Origin of the sequence: Emticicia sp. CRIBPO (assembly GCF_009905725.1) — a bacterium.
GTDB lineage: Bacteria > Bacteroidota > Bacteroidia > Cytophagales > Spirosomataceae > Leadbetterella.
The window spans coordinates 155,019-176,385 of the sequence record NZ_JAAAKV010000012.1 but is presented as its reverse complement, the minus strand read 5'-3'; the positions used below and the strand labels follow the sequence as shown (position 1 = coordinate 176,385).

The 21,367-nt window shown below is 43.3% G+C and carries 23 protein-coding genes; 14 read left to right on the top strand and 9 right to left on the bottom strand.

The annotated features are described in order from the left end of the window. Positions 1 to 4: 4 nt before the first annotated feature. From GVN16_RS22565 to GVN16_RS22540, 6 genes are all read right to left on the bottom strand, one after another. Positions 5 to 928, bottom strand: coding sequence for an aspartate carbamoyltransferase catalytic subunit (locus GVN16_RS22565; protein ID WP_166566218.1), 924 nt, complete (start codon positions 926 to 928; stop codon positions 5 to 7). Positions 929 to 993: 65 nt separating this feature from the next. Then, positions 994 to 2,196, bottom strand: coding sequence for an ROK family transcriptional regulator (locus GVN16_RS22560; protein ID WP_166566217.1), 1,203 nt, complete (start codon positions 2,194 to 2,196; stop codon positions 994 to 996). 228 nt (positions 2,197 to 2,424) lie between these two features. Further along, positions 2,425 to 3,702 carry a beta-propeller fold lactonase family protein gene (locus GVN16_RS22555; RefSeq protein WP_166566216.1) on the bottom strand — a complete coding sequence of 426 codons (1,278 nt, stop codon included), beginning with the start codon at positions 3,700 to 3,702 and terminating at the stop codon, positions 2,425 to 2,427. A 32-nt stretch (positions 3,703 to 3,734) separates the two neighbouring features. Beyond that, positions 3,735 to 4,052, bottom strand: coding sequence for a Dabb family protein (locus GVN16_RS22550; protein WP_166566215.1), 318 nt, complete (start codon positions 4,050 to 4,052; stop codon positions 3,735 to 3,737). A gap of 15 nt (positions 4,053 to 4,067) precedes the next feature. Next, the gene (locus GVN16_RS22545) at positions 4,068 to 5,264 is read right to left on the bottom strand and encodes a S9 family peptidase (protein ID WP_166566214.1); all 1,197 of its coding nucleotides are present in this window, start codon (positions 5,262 to 5,264) and stop codon (positions 4,068 to 4,070) included. 126 nt (positions 5,265 to 5,390) lie between these two features. Then, a complete protein-coding gene (locus tag GVN16_RS22540) occupies positions 5,391 to 5,849 on the bottom strand; it encodes a MarR family winged helix-turn-helix transcriptional regulator (protein ID WP_166566213.1) in 459 nt (152 codons plus the stop codon). Between the two features lie 105 nt (positions 5,850 to 5,954). Here GVN16_RS22540 and GVN16_RS22535 point away from each other — a divergent pair, with 105 nt between their 5' ends. The 9 genes from GVN16_RS22535 to GVN16_RS22495 all read left to right on the top strand — a co-directional run bounded on the left by GVN16_RS22535 (position 5,955) and on the right by GVN16_RS22495 (position 11,657). Next, positions 5,955 to 6,533 (top strand): Maf family nucleotide pyrophosphatase, encoded by a 579-nt coding sequence (locus GVN16_RS22535; RefSeq protein WP_166566212.1) that lies wholly within the window; start codon positions 5,955 to 5,957, stop codon positions 6,531 to 6,533. Between the two features lie 69 nt (positions 6,534 to 6,602). Further along, on the top strand, positions 6,603 to 6,851 hold the full coding sequence (locus GVN16_RS22530; protein WP_166566211.1) for a T9SS type A sorting domain-containing protein: 249 nt from the start codon (positions 6,603 to 6,605) through the stop codon (positions 6,849 to 6,851). A 55-nt stretch (positions 6,852 to 6,906) separates the two neighbouring features. Next, a complete protein-coding gene (locus tag GVN16_RS22525; RefSeq protein WP_166566210.1) occupies positions 6,907 to 7,719 on the top strand; it encodes a sugar phosphate isomerase/epimerase in 813 nt (270 codons plus the stop codon). A 24-nt stretch (positions 7,720 to 7,743) separates the two neighbouring features. Continuing rightward, positions 7,744 to 8,277, top strand: a complete 534-nt coding sequence (locus GVN16_RS22520; protein ID WP_166566209.1) for a 5' nucleotidase, NT5C type — start codon at positions 7,744 to 7,746, stop codon at positions 8,275 to 8,277. A gap of 18 nt (positions 8,278 to 8,295) precedes the next feature. Next, positions 8,296 to 9,438, top strand: a complete 1,143-nt coding sequence (locus GVN16_RS22515) for a M28 family metallopeptidase (protein WP_166566208.1) — start codon at positions 8,296 to 8,298, stop codon at positions 9,436 to 9,438. Beyond that, complete coding sequence (locus GVN16_RS22510; RefSeq protein WP_166566207.1) at positions 9,431 to 10,099, top strand: lysoplasmalogenase; 669 nt, start codon at positions 9,431 to 9,433, stop codon at positions 10,097 to 10,099. Before GVN16_RS22515 ends, GVN16_RS22510 begins: the two co-directional genes overlap by 8 nt. A 196-nt stretch (positions 10,100 to 10,295) precedes the next feature. After that, positions 10,296 to 10,607 carry a 50S ribosomal protein L21 gene (gene rplU, locus GVN16_RS22505; protein ID WP_166566206.1) on the top strand — a complete coding sequence of 104 codons (312 nt, stop codon included), beginning with the start codon at positions 10,296 to 10,298 and terminating at the stop codon, positions 10,605 to 10,607. A 55-nt stretch (positions 10,608 to 10,662) separates the two neighbouring features. After that, complete coding sequence (gene rpmA, locus GVN16_RS22500) at positions 10,663 to 10,935, top strand: 50S ribosomal protein L27 (RefSeq protein ID WP_166566205.1); 273 nt, start codon at positions 10,663 to 10,665, stop codon at positions 10,933 to 10,935. Between the two features lie 125 nt (positions 10,936 to 11,060). Beyond that, positions 11,061 to 11,657: a NifU family protein gene (locus tag GVN16_RS22495; RefSeq protein WP_166566204.1), complete on the top strand. Its 597-nt coding sequence runs from the start codon at positions 11,061 to 11,063 to the stop codon at positions 11,655 to 11,657. 56 nt (positions 11,658 to 11,713) lie between these two features. Here GVN16_RS22495 and GVN16_RS22490 read toward each other — a convergent pair whose 3' ends face one another. Beyond that, complete coding sequence (locus GVN16_RS22490) at positions 11,714 to 13,195, bottom strand: helix-turn-helix domain-containing protein (protein WP_166566203.1); 1,482 nt, start codon at positions 13,193 to 13,195, stop codon at positions 11,714 to 11,716. Positions 13,196 to 13,449: 254 nt separating this feature from the next. Further along, positions 13,450 to 13,887, bottom strand: coding sequence for a hypothetical protein (locus tag GVN16_RS22485; RefSeq protein ID WP_166566202.1), 438 nt, complete (start codon positions 13,885 to 13,887; stop codon positions 13,450 to 13,452). A 45-nt stretch (positions 13,888 to 13,932) separates the two neighbouring features. Here GVN16_RS22485 and GVN16_RS22480 point away from each other — a divergent pair, with 45 nt between their 5' ends. The 5 genes from GVN16_RS22480 to GVN16_RS22460 are packed head-to-tail and all read left to right on the top strand — an operon-like array spanning position 13,933 to position 20,002. Further along, complete coding sequence (locus GVN16_RS22480; protein WP_166566201.1) at positions 13,933 to 15,594, top strand: T9SS type A sorting domain-containing protein; 1,662 nt, start codon at positions 13,933 to 13,935, stop codon at positions 15,592 to 15,594. Next, complete coding sequence (locus GVN16_RS22475; protein ID WP_166566200.1) at positions 15,591 to 17,660, top strand: thioredoxin domain-containing protein; 2,070 nt, start codon at positions 15,591 to 15,593, stop codon at positions 17,658 to 17,660. The genes GVN16_RS22480 and GVN16_RS22475 overlap by 4 nt, the downstream gene beginning before the upstream one ends. Then, the gene (gene pxpB / locus GVN16_RS22470; protein WP_166566199.1) at positions 17,657 to 18,322 is read left to right on the top strand and encodes a 5-oxoprolinase subunit PxpB; all 666 of its coding nucleotides are present in this window, start codon (positions 17,657 to 17,659) and stop codon (positions 18,320 to 18,322) included. The genes GVN16_RS22475 and pxpB overlap by 4 nt, the downstream gene beginning before the upstream one ends. 4 nt (positions 18,323 to 18,326) lie before the next feature. Beyond that, positions 18,327 to 19,271, top strand: coding sequence for a biotin-dependent carboxyltransferase family protein (locus GVN16_RS22465; protein ID WP_166566198.1), 945 nt, complete (start codon positions 18,327 to 18,329; stop codon positions 19,269 to 19,271). Continuing rightward, positions 19,268 to 20,002, top strand: a complete 735-nt coding sequence (locus GVN16_RS22460; RefSeq protein ID WP_166566197.1) for a LamB/YcsF family protein — start codon at positions 19,268 to 19,270, stop codon at positions 20,000 to 20,002. The genes GVN16_RS22465 and GVN16_RS22460 overlap by 4 nt, the downstream gene beginning before the upstream one ends. Here the strand turns inward: GVN16_RS22460 and GVN16_RS22455 are convergent. Beyond that, positions 19,995 to 21,332 carry a TolC family protein gene (locus GVN16_RS22455; RefSeq protein WP_166566196.1) on the bottom strand — a complete coding sequence of 446 codons (1,338 nt, stop codon included), beginning with the start codon at positions 21,330 to 21,332 and terminating at the stop codon, positions 19,995 to 19,997. The two genes, GVN16_RS22460 and GVN16_RS22455, sit on opposite strands and share 8 nt — an antisense overlap. Positions 21,333 to 21,367: the final 35 nt, after the last annotated feature.

Here is a 21,367-nt window from a genome sequence, read left to right as displayed (position 1 = left end):
AGAATCAATTGTTTTGAGCTAACAGGTAAAGAACGGCCATTCGCACAGCCACTCCGTTTTCGACCTGGTTCAGGATGATGGAATGATGAGAATCTGCCGCATCACTGCTGAGTTCAACGCCCCTGTTGATCGGTCCGGGGTGCATCACGACGATCTCTTTGTTAAGTTCGTCCAGCATTTTCTTGTTGATTCCGAAATATAAGGAATATTCTCTCAGCGACGGGAAATATTTGATCTGCTGTCTTTCCAGCTGTATCCTCAGTACGTTGGCCACGTCACACCATTCAAGGGCTTCCCTGACATTGTGAAATATCTTGACGCCAAGTTCCGGCAGGTGTTTCGGGATCAGGGTGTTAGGGCCGCAAACCCTTACCTCAGCCCCCATTTTCTGCAATAAGAATATATTGGATAAAGCCACCCTTGAGTGAAGGATATCTCCGATGATGGCGATTTTTTTACAGGCCAGATCACCCACTTTTTCTCTCATCGAGTAGGCATCCAGCAACGCCTGGGTAGGGTGCTCGTGGGTGCCGTCGCCTGCGTTGACAATGTTGGCTTTGATCTTTTGAGAAAGAAAATGCGGAGCTCCCGGGCTGCTGTGTCTCATCACGATCATGTCTACTTTCATGGACAGGATGTTATTGACGGTGTCTAAAAGTGTTTCGCCTTTTTTGACGGAGCTGCCGGAGGAAGAAAAGTTAATCACATCGGCCGATAAACGTTTCTCTGCCAGCTCAAAAGAGAGTTTGGTTCTGGTAGAGTTTTCAAAAAAAATATTGGCAATGGTAATATCTCTGAGCGACGGGACTTTTTTAATGGGTCTGTTGATGACCTCTTTAAATTCTTTTGCGGTATCGAGAACCAACTCGATGTCTTTTTTCTGGAGATCCTTTATTCCTAAAAGGTGCCGTGTACTCAATGCTTGCATCTGGAAAGTAGAAAAGTTTTACAAAGTTAATACTTTTCTACTTCCGATCAGACATGAGGCGTAAACTAAATTGATTGTTTCTGCAGCATTTTATGAAATACATAAGATTTGACTCCATATATCTTGGCTTTTTCACCGATCGGGGAAATCAGTATCTCAATATTTTTCTTGAAATCTTTCAGACAGTATTTGTTGATGGCTTGCTGGAGGGTCGATATAATCAGGTCTCCGGCATTGGTCATGATCCCGTCAATGATGATAATCTGCGGATTGAATAAATGAATGGCAATGGAAAGGCCTTTTCCCAATTCCCTTCCGATATCAAAAATCAGGTCGATTGAAAACTCGTCACCCTTAATGGCAGCATCGATGATCTGTTCCAGTGAAATATCCCCGTTCATTTTTGACAAGCTTGATATTTTACCCGCTTTAAGTTCTTTCTTTGCTTTTTTGATCAGAGCAGAGGCAGAAGCGACAGTTTCAAGGCATCCGATTTTGCCACAATTACATAACTCTCCGTTAGGGTTGACCTGGATGTGCCCCAATTCTCCCGCAAACCCGTCGGCCCCCTGTATGATCTCCCCATTGGAAAGGATACCTAGTCCGACTCCCCAGTTGAGATTAATCAGCAATACATTTTTCTTGTCTTTGGCTAGTCCGAAATGGTGTTCGCCTATCATCGAAGCTTTGGTATCATGCAGCATAAAAGTAGGCACTTTGATTTGCTGCTGGATAAAATTGGCCAGGGAAACCCCGTTTTTATTGTGATTGTCGTAGGTATAGTTGACACCGTCTGTACCACCGACAAGTCCCGAAACGGATATTCCGACCGCCCATGGTTTCAGGCTTTTTTCCAGGAAATTGAAAAGTCCTGCCGAAAGCTTTTCAGGAAACTCAGCATCTCCGATCTCCAGGTCTAGGATATCCGTCTTAAGGATTTCATTTCTCAGATTGATCAGTACGATCGTCGTATTGTAGAGGTTGATATCCAGAACAATCGTAGTGTTTTTATTGGGGTTAAGATCAAAAAGACTAGGGCGTCTTCCTGATTTGGTCTTTGAAGACCCTACTTCGAGTATCCAGTTCTCTGACATCAGCTCATTGATCAGCCCGGTAATGGACGGAACGCTGGTATGCAGGGTCTTGGCGAGTTGCGAAATCGTGAGTGGTCCGGAAGAATAAACTTCGGACAAAATATCACCTATATATTGTTTCTTTTTAATGTCAACGACAGAATGGTTGTTTTTTTTAAGGGCTGAAGGAGGCATAATTTTATTAAAATATTTTAAAAACAATCTCTTTTTTGGCTTATCTTGTTTACAGGTGTTGTAAATGTAAGATAAAAAATGATATCGTTGTTCAAAAAATATCCGGAAAATTGCCGGAAAGGCAATTTTCTAGGGTAAATACGGGGCTAAACTGGCCGGATTTGGGAAAGTCAGTAAATAATTTTCAAAAGGGCAGGTGTTATCTGTTGTGTTAAAACAACATCAGGCTCAGTAATCTTCTATGACTTTGATCGCATTGATACCTTTGGAAGTGATTATTTTAGCCTTTTGTTTTTCTAATTTCGGGGTTCTGTCAGGACTGAATTTGTAAAACTCTATTCCGCCAAAAGTATTCCCGAAACTCAGGTACTGGAAGATGCCCAGGGCTATGTTCTGTCCGCTTTTGTCAAAGGCAAGACTGAAAGGGAGGATACCTTCGATGTTAACATTGCCGGTGTTTTGAATGGTACCATTAACAGAAAAGCTCAGGATGGACAATGAAGACTGGGCCGTCAGAGATGATTTTTCCGGATCTTCAAATGATTTCCTGTGGTTGCTGACCACCACCCAGTTGCCCTGGGGATGGATAATGAAATTGGAAGGGTTTTCTTCCACCTCAGCTTTAGACAGCAGGAAGTGTGAAGAGGCATCTTCGAGGTTGAATTTTATGACAAAGATTTCTCCTTTTTCAGAGACCGAGGTATTGTCGGCTTCTTTCTTTTTGTCTAAAACCAGGAAGTATTTGCCATCCGGGGTAAATTTGCCATGTGTCGGAAGTCCCGTGATTTTAAGGGGTGTGCCGTATTGCTCCAGGCGGATAATTTTCTGGGTCGGGCCGTCTCTCAGGACTTTGATCAGTCCGATTTCACGGGTTTCCTGGTTGATATAGGCCAGGAAGTCTCCGCCAGGGTGCCAGCAGATGTCTGTAATTTTCCCGGCAGGCAGCAGGTTGGGTTTGCCTATGATTCTGATGGGCTTGCCAAATTCATTCAGCTCAAAAACCTGTATCTCCTTGTCATATTCCTCGGTGCAGATGGCCAGGTATTCATTCTTTTTATCGAGTTCAATGGCTTTGGGATTGACGCCCACAGGAAACCGGTATTCCGGCTTTAGTTTTTGTAAATTACTGATGTCAATAACACTGATGTAATGCCCGTCGGGTAAATTCTTCCGGGGTTGCTCTGAGCCGGGCTCCAGTGCTCCTTTAGATTCCAGAACATACGCTATCCTGTTGTCGCGGCTGGTGGCTATTGATTTATAATTATTGAGCGATGAGTTTGAAATCACCTCTTCGCTGATGGGAGAGGGGGAGGAGTACTTCAGGGGGAACAAGATACCCCCGAATTTATCAGAAGCCCCTTTTTCGCGGTAGAGTGTTCCGTTGTCAAATGAGAAAGCCGGCAGATCTGCATCGGATAAAAACAGAATTCCTTTTGCATCGAATGAAATATTCTGAGCAGAAACAAAACCAGAAATAAAGAACAGAAATACGGAGAACTTTCTCATTTAAGTGACGGATAATTCAAAAAATAATAATATTAACTTTCAGCATCATAGACTACTACTTTCTCCCAAAGTGCCGAGCAGCTTTCGATGAAAACGATGTGGTCCGGATGTGTCTGGTAGATGTCCTGGTCTTCTTTGGTCTTGAAAATAAATGTAAGACTGAAGTCATAAGTCGAGTCAATCACTGCCCTGTTGGTAGCAGCCGGCTGACCGATATAGGAAGTTTCGATGACGTCGGTAAGAGCAAGTTTCAATAAGCCTTCATGAAGGGCTTTCGCGTGCTCTGCGTTGTCTTTTTCTTTTAACCAGAAGAATACGGTATGTACAAAACCTTTTTTTAAGTTACTCATTTTTTAAGATCCGTTTTATAAGTTTTTATTAGCTGAAAATAAGAAATAGGTGCCCATGAAGAAGTCAAAAACTGAAGAACTGTGTGTTCCTCCGGAAATAGGGATAAGCTTAACACTTGTCGATCCTTTTTTTACCATGGCGTCATAAGCCGTCTGTGAATTCAGAAAAGGAACATAAGTGTCCTTGTCTCCATGATAAAGATTGGTCGGTACCTTAGGAGCCCAGTCGTAAATGTCATTGTCTTTTACCGCGTCAATGAACTTAGTGTCGGTGCCGTTAAGGATGCCGGTCACAAACGAAGGCTGCAGTATTTCATCAAAACTTTTGCTGATCAAGGCCATGTGTCCGTCTTTTTGTATCTGGCTCAGGTATGGTTCGATGAAATAGGTATTGAGGTTCCTGTTGAGGCCGTAAATACGGTCATAAGTTTGAAGAACCCAGATATAAGAACGGTTATTGCTGGCCTCTCCGCTGGTTTTATTTTTCAGGAAAGATTCGATGGTTTTGGTCTTATTATATGCACCGGCTCCGCAGCTTGACGCTTTCAGGTTGAATTCGGAAGCGTATTTTTCTTCAATCAGCTTTTGCATCGCCAGCGTGACATATCCTCCCTGGGAATATCCGCCAATCATCAGGTTGTTGTTCCAGTTAAGCTTTTCTTTGGCAATGAATTCTTTTACCGCCCTGATAAAGTCCACGTTGGATTCAGAAGAACCTTTATTGTGTTCGTAAGGGTGGGGGACGTCTTTTGAATCTCCATATCCTATATAATCCGGCAGACCCACGATAAATCCTGTGGAGGCGAGGACTGACCCGAGGGTTGACTCGGTGGCAGGGTTAAAATAAGAAGGAGCGTCTTTTTCGTTAAACAGCGTACCATGCTGCACACAACTCAGGGCAAGTTTCTCTGTCGAAAGATCTGTCGGAACCATTACAGCACCCGATGCTGTGATGGACTCACCTGTGATGGTCTTGGTTTTATACGAAATCTTGTATTGTTTGATACCAGAGCGGATCAGAAAACTGGCTGCACTGGCTTCAGGGCCAAAACTGGCTACTATCTGGGTTTTCAGATCTGCCTGACTGATGGTGTTGACTAATACGGAATTGGTAAGGTAGGACGGTTGAGGATCGGGGTCGTTTTTAGTGTCTTTACAGGCTACAAAAAACACAGCAAATACGATAAAAAGCCACTTATAACTTTTAAGCATTGACATTACTTGTTTTAATTTATTTCAAATATAGTTATTAATGACTTATGCCGTAGTGATTTTTAAAAGGACCTAATTTGATCAGAAAGATAAATTGAAATAGTTTAATAATATATACAAATAGTTCTATTTATTATTTCTCAGTTTGTCCAGTAAATGACTCAGCTGCTCCGCTTCTTCATCTGTGATGCCTACCATCAGTCGTTCAAGTTTCATCAGGTCCTCTTTGATGATTTTTAAAAGTTCTATGCCTTCATCCGTAATGATGACATCGCAGGCCCTCCGGTTGGTTGACCGCTGATCACGGGTGACCAATCCTTTTAAAAGAAGCTTATCCACCAGCCTCGAAGCATTGGACATTTTGTCCAGCATGCGTTCTATGATCTCATTGATCGTAATCGGGTTAGGATACTGACCATTCAATATTCTCAATACATTGTACTGCTGGCTGGTGATATCGTAATTTTTAAACACCTGGTTATGATTGAGGCCAATCCAGTTGTTAGTAAACATGATATTGACCATCACCTCTTCTTTTTTACTCGAAAAAGGTCTTGTTTGTTTTATTTCGTTTGCTAATCCCATAATTTTACAATCGGAAGCGTAAATGCTTGTAATAACATTAAATACTTATGTATATATTAACTTATAACGTTAATATTAAGTTCAACATTATCAATTAACTATAAAATGATTTTATCCCGTCCGCTTGTTGTGGGTTCCAACTCGCCCAGAAGAAAGGAAATAATGGCAAGTGCCGGTTTTGAATTTACGGTGATGGTCCGCCCGACAGACGAAGTATTTCCTGAGGACCTTCCTGCTCATGAGGTACCTGTTTACCTGGCTTCGTTAAAAGCCGCCTGTTTTGAAGGAGAAATGGATGAGGCCATTATTTTGTGTGCTGATACTGTGGTGATTGTAGACGGGAGGATTCTGAATAAACCGGCTTCAAGAGAAGAAGCCGTCAGTATGCTGAAGTCCCTGAGCAATAAGACACACCAGGTGGTGACAGGCGTTTGCATCAAAACAGGAGAGGAGTATGACACTTTTTCAGATACTGCTTTTGTGAGTTTTAAGGATTTGTCTGACGAGGAAATTGCCTATTACCTGGACACATGTCATCCGTTTGACAAAGCGGGAAGCTACGGAGTACAGGATTTTATCGGGATGATCGGCATTCCGAAAATTGAAGGATCATTTTATACCGTGATGGGTTTGCCCGTTCACCTGGTTTATGAACACCTGAAAAAATACATACAGTGGAACTGAATATTTTCCGGGATCTTTTCCATACTTGACGTAATGAATTTCTTAAATTGCCATTTTTAAACCAATCTGATGAAAAGAGAAGATGTAATCATATATCTGAACGAAGAAGACGAGAAGATTTACGTGAAGGTTCCCAAAGGTATTGAGACTCATTTCCAGCTTCAGAATCTTGCCGGGAAAATCATCCAGGAAGCTATCCATTTTGATGCCCTGCATGATTTTGATTTATCAGGTCTTCCGGAGGGAAATTATTTCGTGATTGTCAACCAGGACGAGCGGATCAGTACCAAAAAAATCATCAAAGGGTATCATCCCTGAAATACATTAAATCCAAAAAATAACCGATATTTGATCAGCCTTAAAAAAACGAACTATGAAACTTGTATTTTTATGCCCTTACTGGGGGCTGGAGCATCTTTCTTATCATGAAGCCGCCAAAAAAGTAAAAGCAGCCGGATATGACGGAATGGAAATAAGACCCTGGGATGAAAAATGGGAGGAAGCGGTTAAAGCCTGCAAAGACCTTGACCTGGCCCTCGTTCTGATGTCGATTACCGGCGGAAATTCCTTTACTGAATACAAAGAAAATCACCAGAAACTTCTTGAGAAATGTGTTTCTTACAAGCCACTTAAAGTCAATTCCCATACCGGTAAAGATCATTTCAGTTTTGCTCAGAATTCTGAGCTGATCAGGATTGCTGAGGGCATAGAAAAGAAGTCGGGCGTTGAGATCCTGCATGAAACGCATCGTTCGCGGGTTTTGTATTCTGCCCCCTCTGCGGTCGATTTCTTTAAATCTTTTCCCCAGCTTAAAATCACTGCTGATTTTTCTCACTGGGTCAATGTCTCTGAATCCCTGCTGCAGGACCAGCCTGAAACGATGGAAGCGGCCATTCGTCATACCCGCCATATTCATACGCGGGTAGGGCACCCTGAAGGCCCGCAGGTCAATGATCCGAGAGCCCCGGAATGGAAAGGGGCTGTGGAGGTGCACATCAGCTGGTGGGACAAAATTGTGAAAAACCACCTGGCAGCCGGAACAAAACAACTGAGCATTACCTGCGAATTCGGACCTGCCGGTTATTTGCCGACATTGCCTTATACCCAGCAGCCCGTAGCCAGCCAATGGGACATTAACCTGCATATGATGAACACCCTGAAAGAAAGGTGGAGTAAAATGCTTTAAATCTATCATTTATAAAACCTTAAAATGGACAAACAACGCATTATCATCGATATGGATGATGTATTGGCAGATGCCAATAAAAAGATCCTCGAGAATTTCAATCTTGCCAACGGGATGGATCTGAAAAAAGAATTTTTTGCTGATAAATCTTACTACGACTTTGTGCATCAGTATAATTATGAACCTGTCAGACAAAAACTTTTTGAGCCGGGTTTTTTCCGGAATCTTGAAGTGATTGAGGATGCAGTGGAGGTAGTGAAAGAACTGCATGAGAAACACGAGGTCTTTATTGTTTCTGCCGCGATGGAATTTCCCAATTCCCTGATAGAAAAGTATGATTGGCTTGGAGAACACTTTCCTTTTATTTCCTGGAAAAATATATGCCTTTGCGGTGATAAAAGCATTATCAAAGGTGACGTCATGATCGATGATCACGAAAAAAACCTGGTGAGTTTTGAAGGAAAACCTTTGCTTTTTGATGCCATGCATAACCAGACCCTGAAGGGTTATCAGCGGGTATTAAGCTGGAAAGAAGTTCATCAGTATTTTTTCTCTTAAACCTAAACGTCTGGAAAAATGGAGCCGGAAAAGATAGTTGAACAGTTGTCGATGTTTCCCCACAGGGCGGTAGCTTCCGGAAATGAAACCAAAACCCTCGATTTTCTGTCGGGCTTGTTCGAAAATCAGCAGGTCGAACGCGAGCGTTTCAGGACTCCGAAAAATTACATTGTCATTGTTCTCTGGCTTATTTCCGGGCTGGTTGCCGGTTTATTGCTCCTGCATGCTGTTCCGGTGGCGGGACTTTTCCTGGTCATTATTTTTGCGACGATGGCCTTGCTTTATTTTAACTGGTATGCGTCTCCAGTCACTAACTTCCCGCCGTTGAAGGACTCATACAACCTGGTGGTAAAGAAAGAAAGCAGGCCTGGGAAGAAAAAACTGTTGCTGATGGCCCATTGGGACACTGCCCCGATTTCGATCCTTTATACCCCTAAAATGGTGGGCAATTTTCGCAGTTCTTTAAAAATAACCCTCATCCTGATGGTGATGGCTGAGTTTACAGCCGTTTTTCACTATTTTATGCCCAATAAGATCACCATGTTTGCCCTTTGGGCCCTGGCTTTGTATTTTGGGATTCAGGCTGTTGTGGCTACGGTTGATTTTTTCAGGTTCGGATATTCCAACGGAGCTTCAGACAATGCCACCGGTGTGGCGGCGGCCATTCAGACCGCCAGGAATCTCTGGGACAAACCGCTTAAAAACCTGAATGTGGAACTGGTCCTGACCGGGGCTGAAGAAGTGGGAATGATCGGTTCAAAAGCCTATCTGAAAAAGCATTACAAAGAATTTGATAAAAACACTTTTCTGATCAATTTCGATACCCTGGGAGCCGGGAATCTCAAGATCATCAACAAAACAGGAAGCTGGGGAGATATTGTTTATACCAATAAACTTGTCGAAATTGCAGAAGAAATCACGGCTGGGAAAACCGGGCTTGAGCATGTTAAAACCGGGGCCTGGCATACGGCTGATTTCGATTCTGTGTGGTTTCACAGGGCCGGTATTCCGTCGGTCACGCTGGCGGCCCTGGATGCCGGCGGCAGGATGCCCAACATTCACCGTCCGACGGATATCCTTGACCACGTTGATTTCAGGCCGATGAACGACGCAATTTTACTTGCTACCCTGATGGGTGAAAAACTGAATAAAAATGAGTAAGGTATTAACAGCCATTTATTTCTTTATCCTGGGTGTGGAAATCATCGCTGATTCTTCAGGAGATACGCAACTGATGTATCTGACGAAGCCTTTGCTGATGCCGGTACTGATGTTTGGCTATCTGCGGTCCGTTCCCCGGGGAGGACTCAAAAAGTTTGATTATTTTATACTTCTGGCATTACTTTTCTCCCTATCAGGCGATGTTTTCCTGATGTTCAGACAGGAGAAGTTCTTTGTTTTCGGCTTGGGGTCTTTTCTGCTCGGGCACGTTTTTTATATCCTCCTGTTTACGAAAAACAACCGGTTTAACTTTCTCAGGGCCTTGCCTTTCCTGATTTATTCGGTTACTTTTTTCCTGATCCTTTTCAATAAATTACCGGAAGGGCTTCTCATTCCTGTAGGGCTTTACAGCCTGGTTATCGCACTGATGGGAATCTGGGCAGCTAATCGTAAGGCAGAAGTCAGAAGCTACTACCTGGTGCTCAGCGGGGCGGTTTCGTTCATTGTTTCAGACTCACTTATCGCCTACGGGAAGTTTATCAGAGAGCTGCCTTACTCGAGTTTCTGGATCATGACTACCTACGGACTGGCCCAGTACCTCATTGTTGAGGGGACCATCGCCGGAAAAGAAGGCAGATATAAGTACAATGCGTCATTATGATCTGGTAAATTCTCTGTTTAAAAAGGGCTTTTACAGAGCGGTAAAAGGCTGTAAAACAGCCTGTATAAGCTGAATTTTGAATATCTCTGTGATATTTAGCTGTTTAACTCCGAAATTTCTCAGGAATCTTTGATAAATGAAAAAAAAGATTTACTTTTGCAATCCAAATTTTTATTAAACAATAAAGTTCATTAACATGTACGCAATCGTAGAGATCGCAGGTCAGCAATTTAAAGTAGAAAAGGGTCGCTATATTTACACCAACCGTTTGGTAGGTGAAGCGAACGCTGAGCTTGCATTCGACAAGGTACTCCTTGTTGATAATGAAGGAGCCATTTCAATAGGAGCTCCAACTGTAGCCGGTGCATCCGTAAAAGCTACAATTTTAGAACACTTAAAAGGCGAGAAAGTAATCGTTTTTAAGAAAAAGCGTCGTAAGAGCTATCAGAAATCAAATGGTCACCGTCAGGCATTGACCAAGCTGGTAATCAATGATATCGTAGCTTAATAAGAAATTCAAATCCTTCGGGACTATTTATTAAAAAATTAAATTTTTAGAAATTATGGCACATAAGAAAGGTGTTGGTAGTTCAAAAAACGGTCGTGAATCAGAAAGTAAACGTCTTGGCGTTAAATTATATGGTGGTCAGAGTGCTATCGCTGGTAACATTATTGTTCGTCAGCGTGGAACAAAACACAACCCGGGTCGTAACGTAGGGTTGGGAAGAGATCATACTCTTTTCGCTCTTGCTAACGGTATCGTAACTTTCAACAAAGGCCGTGACGGAAAATCTTTCGTTCACGTACTTCCAACTGAAGTTGTTGCTGAAGCATAAGTATTATACTTCTTCAAAAGAGAGAGGCTCCCTTGCAGGTGGCCTCTTTTTTTATGCAGGTCATTTTCATGATCTGGTAAACTAATTCAAGTGTATATCTGTTGTAAAAAATAAATAAGAGAACTATGTTGAAGCGTAATACAATGATTTATACCGAATTGAGCCCGAATCCGAATTCAATGAAATTCGTGCTTAATTTTGAGCTGGTGCCCGACGGGCTTTCTTTTGACTATCCCGATATGCCATCTGCCCTGGCTGAAGATAAAGCTTCTCCGCTGGCGGCTGATTGTTTCCAGTTTCCGTTTGTGCAAAGGGTTTTTATCGCCTCCAATTTTGTGACGATCACCAAAGACCAGGAAACGGTGTGGGAAGATGTCCTGTTTGATTTTAAGAAGTTTATCAAGATATATTTTGACGAAAACTACCCTGTTTTTGCCAATAAGACCATCGAGAAAAATACCCTTATCATTGATGCCAATGATTCACAGGTTGTGGCTAAAATCAAAGCAACGCTTGATCAGTATGTACGCCCTGCTGTGGAGTCAGACGGTGGAGCGATCAACTTCTCTTCTTATGATGAGAACACGGGTCTTGTAAAGGTTTATCTGCAGGGTTCATGCAGTGGTTGCCCGTCAGCTACGGTGACACTGAAAGACGGTATCGAGCGTTTGCTGACTACCATGGTGCCGGAAGTGAAAGAAGTCGTGGCAGAAGGTGTTTAAAATACGCTGAAGCTTGTAAGATATGAACAGGCCGGGGCTGAAAAGCTCCGGCTTTTTTATTTGAGGTTATTGATCGCTTTGATCATCTCGTGGCGGTGTCTTCTCTTTTGAAGGATCGTGGGGGCGGCCACTCTTTCCTTGCAGTCAAACAAGCCGCATTTTTCACAGGTCTGATTAACCTGCAGTGAGACAATGGCCGGGTCATTCAGGAATTTTACCGTGTCCCTTAATTTCTGATCAATCTGGAAGCCCAGGGTAACACTCACGTTGGTTTGCTCGAGGATATTCAGCGGCCGGGCGACAGAAATGACAAAATATTTATTTTTAGCGTCGATGTAATCAGAAATCTGGACATCGATCAGGGGCTGGGTATACTTTTTATTCCACTGCACCGCTGATAAATCATCCAGGATTTTCAGGGATATCCACCTTCTGCAATAGTTTTCATTTTTTGATTCCTGCGGATCATGCTGTTTTGATAAATGCATTTCTTTGGTCAGTGAATAGGTTTTAGAACCTACCGGGGCCTCAAAACGCAGAAAGAAAACATTGTCTATTCCAAAAAAGTCAGGAAGTACATTGCTTATCCGGTGTAAAAGGGTTTCAGGAGTGGCCTGAAAGCCCGAGATCATTTCCTGGAAGGCTTTAGCAGAGAATTTCTCGAGTTCGAAGAAACTCCTGAGTCTGGATACCAGCTTTTCCCGGCGGATCAGGATGGCTCCGGCAAAATAAGAAGCTTTGAAATTATTAAAGACTTCTTCAAAAGAATTTACCTCAATCCATGAAGAGGTCATGGGTCTTTCTTTGAGGTTCATGTACAAAAAACCAAGTTCACGGCCTAAGGTAAACGCCCGCTGATCGGATGATATCCGTTTGTTGATCATCAGGGTCTTGGTTTTCGGAATATATACCGACCTGATGTTGGCAATGGTCGGATGGTCTTCTTCGTCAAAATAATTGATAGAAATACCGTAACGGTCAGAAAGCAGATTGCCCAGAAGGAATTCATCTATCTGTTGGTCTTCACTTAGTTTAAACTGCGTCAGGAAATTGGCAGCCTGCTCTTCCAGTTCCGGAAAATTATTATCGTGCATCTCCTGGTACGACCTCAGAACGGCAAAATAAAACTGTTCAACGCTCATGCTGTAGCTTCTCCCGATCTTGATCACGGTATTGATAAAAGCACTGAGTTTGGTTGGAGCATCAGAAAGCATTTCGAGGAGGTTGGCAGGATCTATTCCAAAGAAGTCAAAGGGTATTTCGGTCAGGAAATTAGAGTTGAGCAGTTGTGAGATGGGTTCCAGTTTTTTGCTCAGTTTGAGCGAGACGAGTGTATCATATTCAATCCCCAGGGCTTCGGCCAGTGCCGAAATTTTGTCGGTCTTGGGATATTTCTTGCCTTTCTCAATTTCATTAATGTACGACATAGACAAGCCTGACTTCTGAGAGAGATCGCTGAGCGAGAGATTTCGCTCTTGTCTGATCTGTTTCAGTTTCAATCCAAATATCAGTCGGATGTGATCGGTGTTTAGGCTCATAGTTTGGCGTTAGCAAATGGTTCTTAAATATAGCAAAATAATCTTATAACCACTGTCGCTACATTATTTTTAAATATTAAAGATGAAGTTGATTTAGTGTGAAATGAAATAAAAATCAGAGTTTTTCTGATTTTTATCACTTGTTTTCAATGGATTATATAAAAAAAATAATAAAGTTTAAGAAATGGAAACTTAAACTTTATTATTTATAAAAAATGCAAATGTAATGATCTGAAATGCTGTTACCCTTGATTTTATTTGGTAACTGAAAATTCAAGGTTCAGAGCTTCGCCTACTCCGGTAAGGAAATTTCCTGTAGGAGCCTGAAGTGTCAGCTTGCTGTTGGTGATAGCCAGGATCTTGAATTTGATAGGTGTCTTCAGGCTTTTGATATCCACGTCAACGGCTGTTTCGTTGTCTGCCAAAGCCCAGGTGCCACGGTCAACGATCAGTTTATTGGCTTTTTCATACGCTCTTGCTTCTCCGTTGCTGCGGAATTCAAACGTCATGTTGAAAAGAAGGTCGGCGGCTGAATTAGTTAACACTTTGCCGTCTTTATCGGTCATTTTTTCCAGTGTCCAGCCATTTTGAGTGATTAATTCGACGGTCGTTTTTTGAGCCTCGGGGTCATTGTTTTTACCGCAGGCAAAAACCACAACAGCCGTTAATATAAATAAAAATACTTTTTTCATCTTTAATGAGTTAAATTTGTAATACAACGAATAGTAATACAGTTAATGTCTGCAAAATTAGTTTTTTTTTATAAAAGAATAGTTAAAAATGTCCATTTCGGGGCATTTTTTATTCTGATCTCCGGCTTTTTTAACGGATTTGCACAGGATTGCCCTCAAAACCCGCTGCCGTCTTTTACTCCGGCAACGATCAGCAATCACGTCAACTGGCAGCAGTTTCCGGAATTTTCGTTGCCGTTTAAGGTCATTTACGGCGGTCAGGCTTCGTTTAGTAATCCTGACATTGTGTTGAAAAGGGGCTTTTCTCATCTTGCGACGCCACATGATATCAGCTCTGTGCAGAAGTCACAACGGGCCATGATTTATTCGGGGACTGCCTACCCCAACCGCAGCCAGCCCTGGGAAATTTATAAAGGACCGTGGGGAAATGATATGGGTATTTATACCAATAAATGGGCAGCAGAATTTAACTATTTCAAACAGATTACCGGAAACCAATCGACGGTCGAAACAGATCTTTTTGTGTATGATATCGAACGCCAGCAGCGAAGCAACGATTCGATACTGGTGCTCAAAAATATGGCAACGACGCCGGTAGCCTACAGGAGTTTATCCAACGAAAACTTTATCGAGCAATATAAAAAGAGTCTCCAGGAGTTGTACGCTACTGCCGTAAACTTCGGGAAAAACGGCCCTCTGAATCCTTCCACCCAGGTAAGTTCTTATGCTGATACGCCCATATGGAACACTTTTACCAACATACAGGGATACACCTGGGCACAATGGAAGCAAAATCCTGCCGTGATTAATTACCTGATCTATAATTTCGGTCAGAACCAGGTGGGCGGGTCGTTTTACAATGCCCTTGATTTTCTGACACCTTCAGCTTATTATTATTATGATTATCCGCATCCTTTTGCCTCTGAATATTTGAGTTATCTTTTGTTCCAGATTGAGGCTAACCGGGCCTGGTCAACCAAAGACAACATTGTTTTTGTGTGGATGAAATACAGTTTTAACCAGGAATATAAAGGCAAATTCATCAAACCCTGGATGGCGGAGGCCACCGCGATCTTTCCGTTTTTTGCGGGAGCGAAGGGATTGTGGCTCTGGGATGATTTCACGGGCCAGAATCAGAACTATTCTACCTATGAGTATTTCCTGAAAGGGCTTTACCGCCTTTCCCTTTTCAAAGATATGTTTACGGGTTCGTATGAAAGGGTGGAGGAGACTTCTGCAAGAGATTACAATGAAAACAAGAAGCCGATCTGGCGGGGTGTGGTGAAAGGAAGTAATATCCTCGTAGCAGCCCATAACCCTTATGCCAAAACGGAGGATGAACTGGTGACAGTGCTGGTTACCTATAAAAACTGGTCAAAAGTGATTCAGCTGAAAGGTTATGAGGTGTTTTTGTGTCAATATGACCTGAATGCCGTCACCGGTCTTGAGCCTTCCGGCAATATCGGAAAACTCTCGCTTTATCCGAATCCGGCTGTGGAGGATTTTACTGTGGAGTTCACTCTGAAAAAAACAGAAGAGGTCAAGGTCTTTGTGCATGATCTTCAGGGAAGGTTAATTGATGAGCATGTGGTGGAAGGTCTTGCCGGTATCAATACAAAGAAAATAGAGGTGAAGGGATATCATCAGCTGATTGTGACCGTGATGACCCCTGAAGAACAGCTGACGAAAAGAATAATAGTTAAATGAGCCATAAAAACAGGTTAGCGAAAGAAACGAGTCCGTATTTGTTGCAACACGCAGAAAACCCGGTGGATTGGTATCCCTGGGGCCCTGAGGCCCTGGAGAAAGCCAGGTCTGAGAATAAAGTCATATTGGTGAGTATCGGTTACTCTGCCTGTCACTGGTGCCATGTCATGGAGCATGAATCGTTTGAAAACCAGCAGGTAGCAGAGGTAATGAACCGGCATTTTGTCAACATCAAGGTGGACAGGGAAGAGCGGCCGGACGTGGATGCGATCTACATGGATTCACTGCAGGCCATGGGTGTTCGTGGCGGATGGCCTTTGAATGTCTTTCTGATGCCTGATGCCAAACCCTTTTACGGAGGTACTTATTTTCCTAAAAACAACTGGGTAAATTTGCTTCACAGCATACAGAGTGCTTTTAATGAGCAGCGGGACAAACTGCAGGAATCAGCCGATGGTTTCGCTTCGAATCTTCAGCAGAAAGAATCTGCCAAATACCGTCTTAATCTGAGTCCGGCGACTTCCGAAGCGGGTTTCACGGAGGATGAGCTCAGGATATTGTTAAATACGATTTCAAAAGATTTTGATACAAAGGACGGCGGTATGCGTCGTTCGCCGAAGTTTCCGATGCCGGCCATCTGGGATTTCCTGACCGGTATGGGCGATCTGACGGGGAGTGAGCCTTTGCTGGCTCATCTTAAACTGACCCTGGACAGGATAGCCTTGGGTGGCATTTATGACCATCTGGGCGGTGGTTGGACGAGATACTCGACTGATGAAATATGGAAGGTGCCTCATTTTGAAAAGATGCTGTATGACAATGGTCAGCTGATGACGGTTTATGCAGGTGCTGCCGGATTGTTCAGGGAACTGGGCATTTATCCTGAAAGTGTTTCATTATACCAATGGGCTATCCGCAAGACGATCGCCTGGCTGGAAAGAGAAATGACAAATCCGGAAGGTGGGTTTTACTCTGCACAAGACGCTGATTCTGAAGGCGAGGAAGGTAAATATTATGTTTGGAAAGCCTCAGAGCTTAAAACGGTTTTAGGCGAAGATTACGATACGTTCGCGACCGCTTATGAGATAACCGGAGAGGGCAACTGGGAGCACGGCAATAACATCCTGCATCTTGAAAACCTATTGCCTGCCGGAGATTGGAGTAAGCTGGAAAAAGTGCATGACCTGCTTTTTGAAATCAGGGATAAAAGAATCAAGCCGGGACTGGATAATAAAATTCTGTGCTCATGGAATGGACTGATGCTCAATGGCCTGATTGACGCCTACAGAATGTCGGGTGATGAATTGATAAAAATGCTGATCCTTAAAAATGCGGAATTCATACGGGAAAACCTGCTCATCAGGGTATTTGACGAAGATGGAAAAGAGGGCAGGGGGCTCTGGCATATGCATTCGTTGAAAAATGCTGATGGAAGTGGTATTCACGGTTTTCTCGAAGATTACGGCACCATCATTCTGGCTTTTGTTAACCTTTACCAGGTTACTTTTGACGAAAGCTGGCTGAAAGAAGCAGAGATGCTGGCTGATTATACCCTGGCCAACTTTTTTGATGCAGAGGAAGGTCTGTTTTATTTTACAGACATCCAGGGTGAAGAACTCATCGCCAGAAAGAAAGAATTATTTGATAACGTCATTCCGGGCTCCAACTCCATCATGGCTCATGCATTTTTGAAACTTTCGGTTTTAACAGGCAGAAGTGACTTCAGGGAATTAAGCGAAAGCATGTTTTTTAAACTTAAAAACCTGATTTTGGCTGATCCCCAGTGGCTGTCTAACTGGGCAGCTTTAGGACTGTCTTTTACGATGCCGATGCCGGAAATCGTTTTGTCCGGGCCGGATATTCATCGTTTCCGCAAAGAACTGGACCTGAAGTACTATGATTACAATAAGGTATTTGCAGGGACCCGGACCGGGTCAAAACTCCCGCTGCTGGAAGGAAGGAATTCAAACGGAGATACGACGATGATTTATGTTTGTTATGAAAATACCTGCCAGCTGCCTGTTTCTGAAGTGAACAAAGCCGTTGAAATTTTAAAACAAAGTTGAAGAATTCCTGTAAAATATGGCCCATAAGCGAATCAGCCCTGATCGTGAGTTTTGAACAAACCATCAGCGAAACGGTGCATGACCAGGTTTTGAGTCTCCAGAAAGCTATTCTTGATGATCCTTTTCCAGGTTTTACAGAATGCGTTCCGGCTTATGCTTCGCTGACTGTCTTTTATGATTTTTTTGAACTAAAAAAGAAGGTGAAGTCAGTTCTGCCATATCTCACGGCTGTTTTGAAGGAAAAATCAGATGAACTGGCTGATCACTGGGTCAGTAATGAAAACCGTTTGATTGAAATCCCGGTAAAATATGATGGTGAAGACCTGGAGTACGTAGCGGAATCAAACGGTTTGTCTGTAAAAGAAGTCATTAAAATTCACGCTTCCGGATCATACCGGGTCTACATGCTGGGATTTCTTCCCGGATTCGCTTATCTCGGGGGCATGGATCGGCGGATTGCCACACCGAGGAGGATAAACCCCAGACTGGCTGTTGACGCAGGCAGTGTAGGGATAGCGGGCCCTCAGACAGGTATTTATCCCATGAAAAGTCCCGGAGGCTGGCAGATCATCGGCAAAACTGAAGTACCGTTGTTTGATCCGGAAAACAAGACACCTGTTTTACTAAGAGTAGGAGATATTATAAAATTCACAAAAATATAAAATCATGATCATAGCTAAGCCGGGTTTATTAAGCACATTTCAGGACGACGGTCGCAGGAAATACCTGGCCCAGGGTATTAACCGGGGAGGGGCGATGGACCGCCTTTCACTGGAAGCGGGTAACATTCTTCTCGGGAATTCACCGTTTGAGGCGGCTATGGAAATACATTTTCCCGGGCCTGAAATACTTTTTGAAGAGGCATGTGCCTTCACCATCACCGGGGCAGATTTTGGAGCTGAATTTAACCACAAGGCATTATTGAATTATAAAATATATCATGCCGAAACAGGGGATATCCTGAAATTTACAAGAAAAAATGCAGGAGAAAGGGCATATCTGAGTGTGGCAGGAGGCTTCAGAATACCGGCCTGGCTGGGTTCCAAAAGTGCCGGCTATTCTCCGGGCAATTCCCGCCTGAAAGTAGGCGATAAAGTCCGGGTTAATAAGACGGCTCTTTCAATAGCTGAGTCGGGATTTGGTATTTCCAGGGAATTCCAGATGATAAAGAAACCCGTCCAGAAAATAAGATTTGTAGCCGGAAATGAATGGGATTTACTCGATAAGGATTCTACATACCACTTTCAGAAAGGTATTTATGAAATCACACCTAATTCCGACCGCATGGGTTACCGTTTGTCCGGTAAAAAACTGGAAGTAGTTAATCCTCATCAGTTGTTGTCTTCTGCCGTGTCTTTCGGAACGATACAACTGCCACCTGACGGACAGATGATTGTGTTGATGGCTGATGCCCAGACTACCGGAGGATATCCCAGGATAGGGTTTGTGGCGGAGGTCGATCTCCCTGTTCTGGCACAATGCGGCCCGGGTCAATCCGTCACATTCGAAAAAATTGAATTTGAAGAAGCGGAAAACCTTCTGGAAATCCGTTCACATGAAATAAAAAAACTCAAAGCGTCTGTTAATCTCATAAGAAACAAGGCCGGATGAAAGCATTGAAAATAGATCTGAACTGTGACATGGGGGAGTCGTTCGGAGCCTGGGAAATGGGCAATGATCTCGCTGTGATGGATTATGTTACTTCGGTAAATATTGCCTGCGGATTCCATGCAGGTGATCCGGGTATTATGCGGAAGACGGCGGCGGCGGCCCTTCAGAAAGGTGTAAAAATCGGAGCTCATCCCGGTTTTCAGGATTTACAGGGTTTTGGCCGGAGAAACATGGATGTAACGGCCCAGGAAGTTTACGACCTGTGTCTGTACCAGATCGGGGCTTTGCAGGCCACCGTGAAGGCTCTGAGGGGTAAATTGCATCATGTAAAGCCACACGGTGCCTTGTACAACATGGCTGCTAAGCAACCGGGGCTGGCGGAAGCCATTGCCGCTGCGGTAAAAAGTGCTGATTCTGATCTGTATTTGTACGGTCTTTCTGGAAGTTGCCTCATCGCGGAAGCTGAGAAAGCGGGTCTCAAAACCTTTTCTGAAGTGTTTGCTGACAGGACTTACCGCAATGACGGTTCCCTGACTCCCAGGAATGAACCCAATGCCTTGCTGGAAAACCTGGCTGAAATCGAAAAGCATGTACTAAGGATGGCTGATGAGAAGAAGGTAGTATGTGCAGACGGCAGTGAAATTAAGATCAAAGCCGATACGGTATGTATTCATGGCGACGGCAAAAACGCTTTGCCCATCGCCATGAAATTATTCGAGATCCTTATTTAACCAGCTCTCCGCTGATTCTCAATAAGTTCAATTCAGATATCTTAACATTATACTGGGCTACGACCAGGCGGTTCAGAGCCGTATCAAATCTTGACTGGGCATCACTCAACTCCAGGATAGTGGAGGCCCCAAGCTTAAATTTCTCCAGCGATATTTTGAGGTTTTCTTCAGCCAGCTCCTTGTTTTCCATTTCAAGTGACAAAAGAGATTTGTCGGTCTGGTATTGGTTATAAGAAGAATTCAGATCCGCGGAGATCTGATTGAGAAGGTCGTCTTTTTGCTGCTGAATAATCTCCGTATTGATTTTGGTCAGCTGAATATTCCTTTTGATCCTTTGTCCGTCAAAGATCGTCCAGGCCATCGTAATACCCGTATTCAAACCTACCTGCTGGTTGAGGGTGATCAAACCGGCGTTGTTCGTGTTGAATGAGTAACCGAAAGAGCTGTTTAAAAGAATTCTCGGTAATCTGAATGACTCTGCTTCTTTTTCATTCAGCAGGTTGATTTCAGCTGATTTATTGATCAGTAAAAGCTCCTGGTTCTGGGTTTTGGCCCTCTGAAGCAACTCATCCAGGTTATAATTAGGATTAAGCTCAAGCTCTTCATTGACCGTGAATTCCGTACCTGCGTCCCTGGCCAGTAATGAATTAAGCCTAATTTTAGAAGACTTCAGCTGGCTTTCCGCATTGATGAGGTTGGCTGTCTGGGTCGTCAGATCCGTTTTGGATTGCAGATAATCCAGCTTTGAACCACGACCTATCTGCCATCTTTCATCTGTGATAGAAAGACGCTCGTCGTAATATTTAATGATGGTTTTCAGAAACTGAACCGTCCTCTGCAACCTTTGCACGTCATAAAAAGACTGCATGACATTGCTGAGGGTATTTTGAATGACCACCTTGCTCTGGATCTGACTTTGTTGCCCCTGGGCTTTCAGGCGGTCATAAATGACATACATTCTTCTGCCGTCATAGATGGTCCAGCTGAGTGCCAGGTTGGTGTTCGGGGTATAGGACTGCCCGAAACGGTTGATGACCCTGCCATCCACAAAGTTCTGATTTACCTGGTTAAAAGTAGAGTTAAATCCGGTGTTCCAATCAATAATAGGCACCATACCTGCATTCGATTTGAAAATCCGGTTTTCAGCAGCTTCAATTTGCTTTTTAGATATTTTGATCCCGAAATTTGATTCAAGTGCTTTGTCTATTACTTCATCAATTTTAAGAACTCCCTGAGCATGTCCTGAAAGAGTGATGGTCAGAAATGAAATAAAGAGAAATATATGTTTTTTTGGAAAACCCTGCTTTTTAATTCTTATGAAATTATTCATTGTCAAAAACCTAATCTTTTTAGTTTATTTTTAAA

What these genes read in the sequence shown, in the direction of transcription:
- GVN16_RS22565 (WP_166566218.1), bottom strand. Translation starts at nt 928, where the DNA reads ATGCAAGCATTGAGTACACGGCACCTTTTAGGAATAAAGGATCTCCAG.
- GVN16_RS22560 (WP_166566217.1), bottom strand. Translation starts at nt 2,196, where the DNA reads ATGCCTCCTTCAGCCCTTAAAAAAAACAACCATTCTGTCGTTGACATT.
- GVN16_RS22555 (WP_166566216.1), bottom strand. Translation starts at nt 3,702, where the DNA reads ATGAGAAAGTTCTCCGTATTTCTGTTCTTTATTTCTGGTTTTGTTTCT.
- GVN16_RS22550 (WP_166566215.1), bottom strand. Translation starts at nt 4,052, where the DNA reads ATGAGTAACTTAAAAAAAGGTTTTGTACATACCGTATTCTTCTGGTTA.
- GVN16_RS22545 (WP_166566214.1), bottom strand. Translation starts at nt 5,264, where the DNA reads ATGCTTAAAAGTTATAAGTGGCTTTTTATCGTATTTGCTGTGTTTTTT.
- GVN16_RS22540 (WP_166566213.1), bottom strand. Translation starts at nt 5,849, where the DNA reads ATGGGATTAGCAAACGAAATAAAACAAACAAGACCTTTTTCGAGTAAA.
- GVN16_RS22535 (WP_166566212.1), top strand. Translation starts at nt 5,955, where the DNA reads ATGATTTTATCCCGTCCGCTTGTTGTGGGTTCCAACTCGCCCAGAAGA.
- GVN16_RS22530 (WP_166566211.1), top strand. Translation starts at nt 6,603, where the DNA reads ATGAAAAGAGAAGATGTAATCATATATCTGAACGAAGAAGACGAGAAG.
- GVN16_RS22525 (WP_166566210.1), top strand. Translation starts at nt 6,907, where the DNA reads ATGAAACTTGTATTTTTATGCCCTTACTGGGGGCTGGAGCATCTTTCT.
- GVN16_RS22520 (WP_166566209.1), top strand. Translation starts at nt 7,744, where the DNA reads ATGGACAAACAACGCATTATCATCGATATGGATGATGTATTGGCAGAT.
- GVN16_RS22515 (WP_166566208.1), top strand. Translation starts at nt 8,296, where the DNA reads ATGGAGCCGGAAAAGATAGTTGAACAGTTGTCGATGTTTCCCCACAGG.
- GVN16_RS22510 (WP_166566207.1), top strand. Translation starts at nt 9,431, where the DNA reads ATGAGTAAGGTATTAACAGCCATTTATTTCTTTATCCTGGGTGTGGAA.
- rplU (WP_166566206.1), top strand. Translation starts at nt 10,296, where the DNA reads ATGTACGCAATCGTAGAGATCGCAGGTCAGCAATTTAAAGTAGAAAAG.
- rpmA (WP_166566205.1), top strand. Translation starts at nt 10,663, where the DNA reads ATGGCACATAAGAAAGGTGTTGGTAGTTCAAAAAACGGTCGTGAATCA.
- GVN16_RS22495 (WP_166566204.1), top strand. Translation starts at nt 11,061, where the DNA reads ATGTTGAAGCGTAATACAATGATTTATACCGAATTGAGCCCGAATCCG.
- GVN16_RS22490 (WP_166566203.1), bottom strand. Translation starts at nt 13,195, where the DNA reads ATGAGCCTAAACACCGATCACATCCGACTGATATTTGGATTGAAACTG.
- GVN16_RS22485 (WP_166566202.1), bottom strand. Translation starts at nt 13,887, where the DNA reads ATGAAAAAAGTATTTTTATTTATATTAACGGCTGTTGTGGTTTTTGCC.
- GVN16_RS22480 (WP_166566201.1), top strand. Translation starts at nt 13,933, where the DNA reads ATGTCTGCAAAATTAGTTTTTTTTTATAAAAGAATAGTTAAAAATGTC.
- GVN16_RS22475 (WP_166566200.1), top strand. Translation starts at nt 15,591, where the DNA reads ATGAGCCATAAAAACAGGTTAGCGAAAGAAACGAGTCCGTATTTGTTG.
- GVN16_RS22465 (WP_166566198.1), top strand. Translation starts at nt 18,327, where the DNA reads ATGATCATAGCTAAGCCGGGTTTATTAAGCACATTTCAGGACGACGGT.
- GVN16_RS22460 (WP_166566197.1), top strand. Translation starts at nt 19,268, where the DNA reads ATGAAAGCATTGAAAATAGATCTGAACTGTGACATGGGGGAGTCGTTC.
- GVN16_RS22455 (WP_166566196.1), bottom strand. Translation starts at nt 21,332, where the DNA reads ATGAATAATTTCATAAGAATTAAAAAGCAGGGTTTTCCAAAAAAACAT.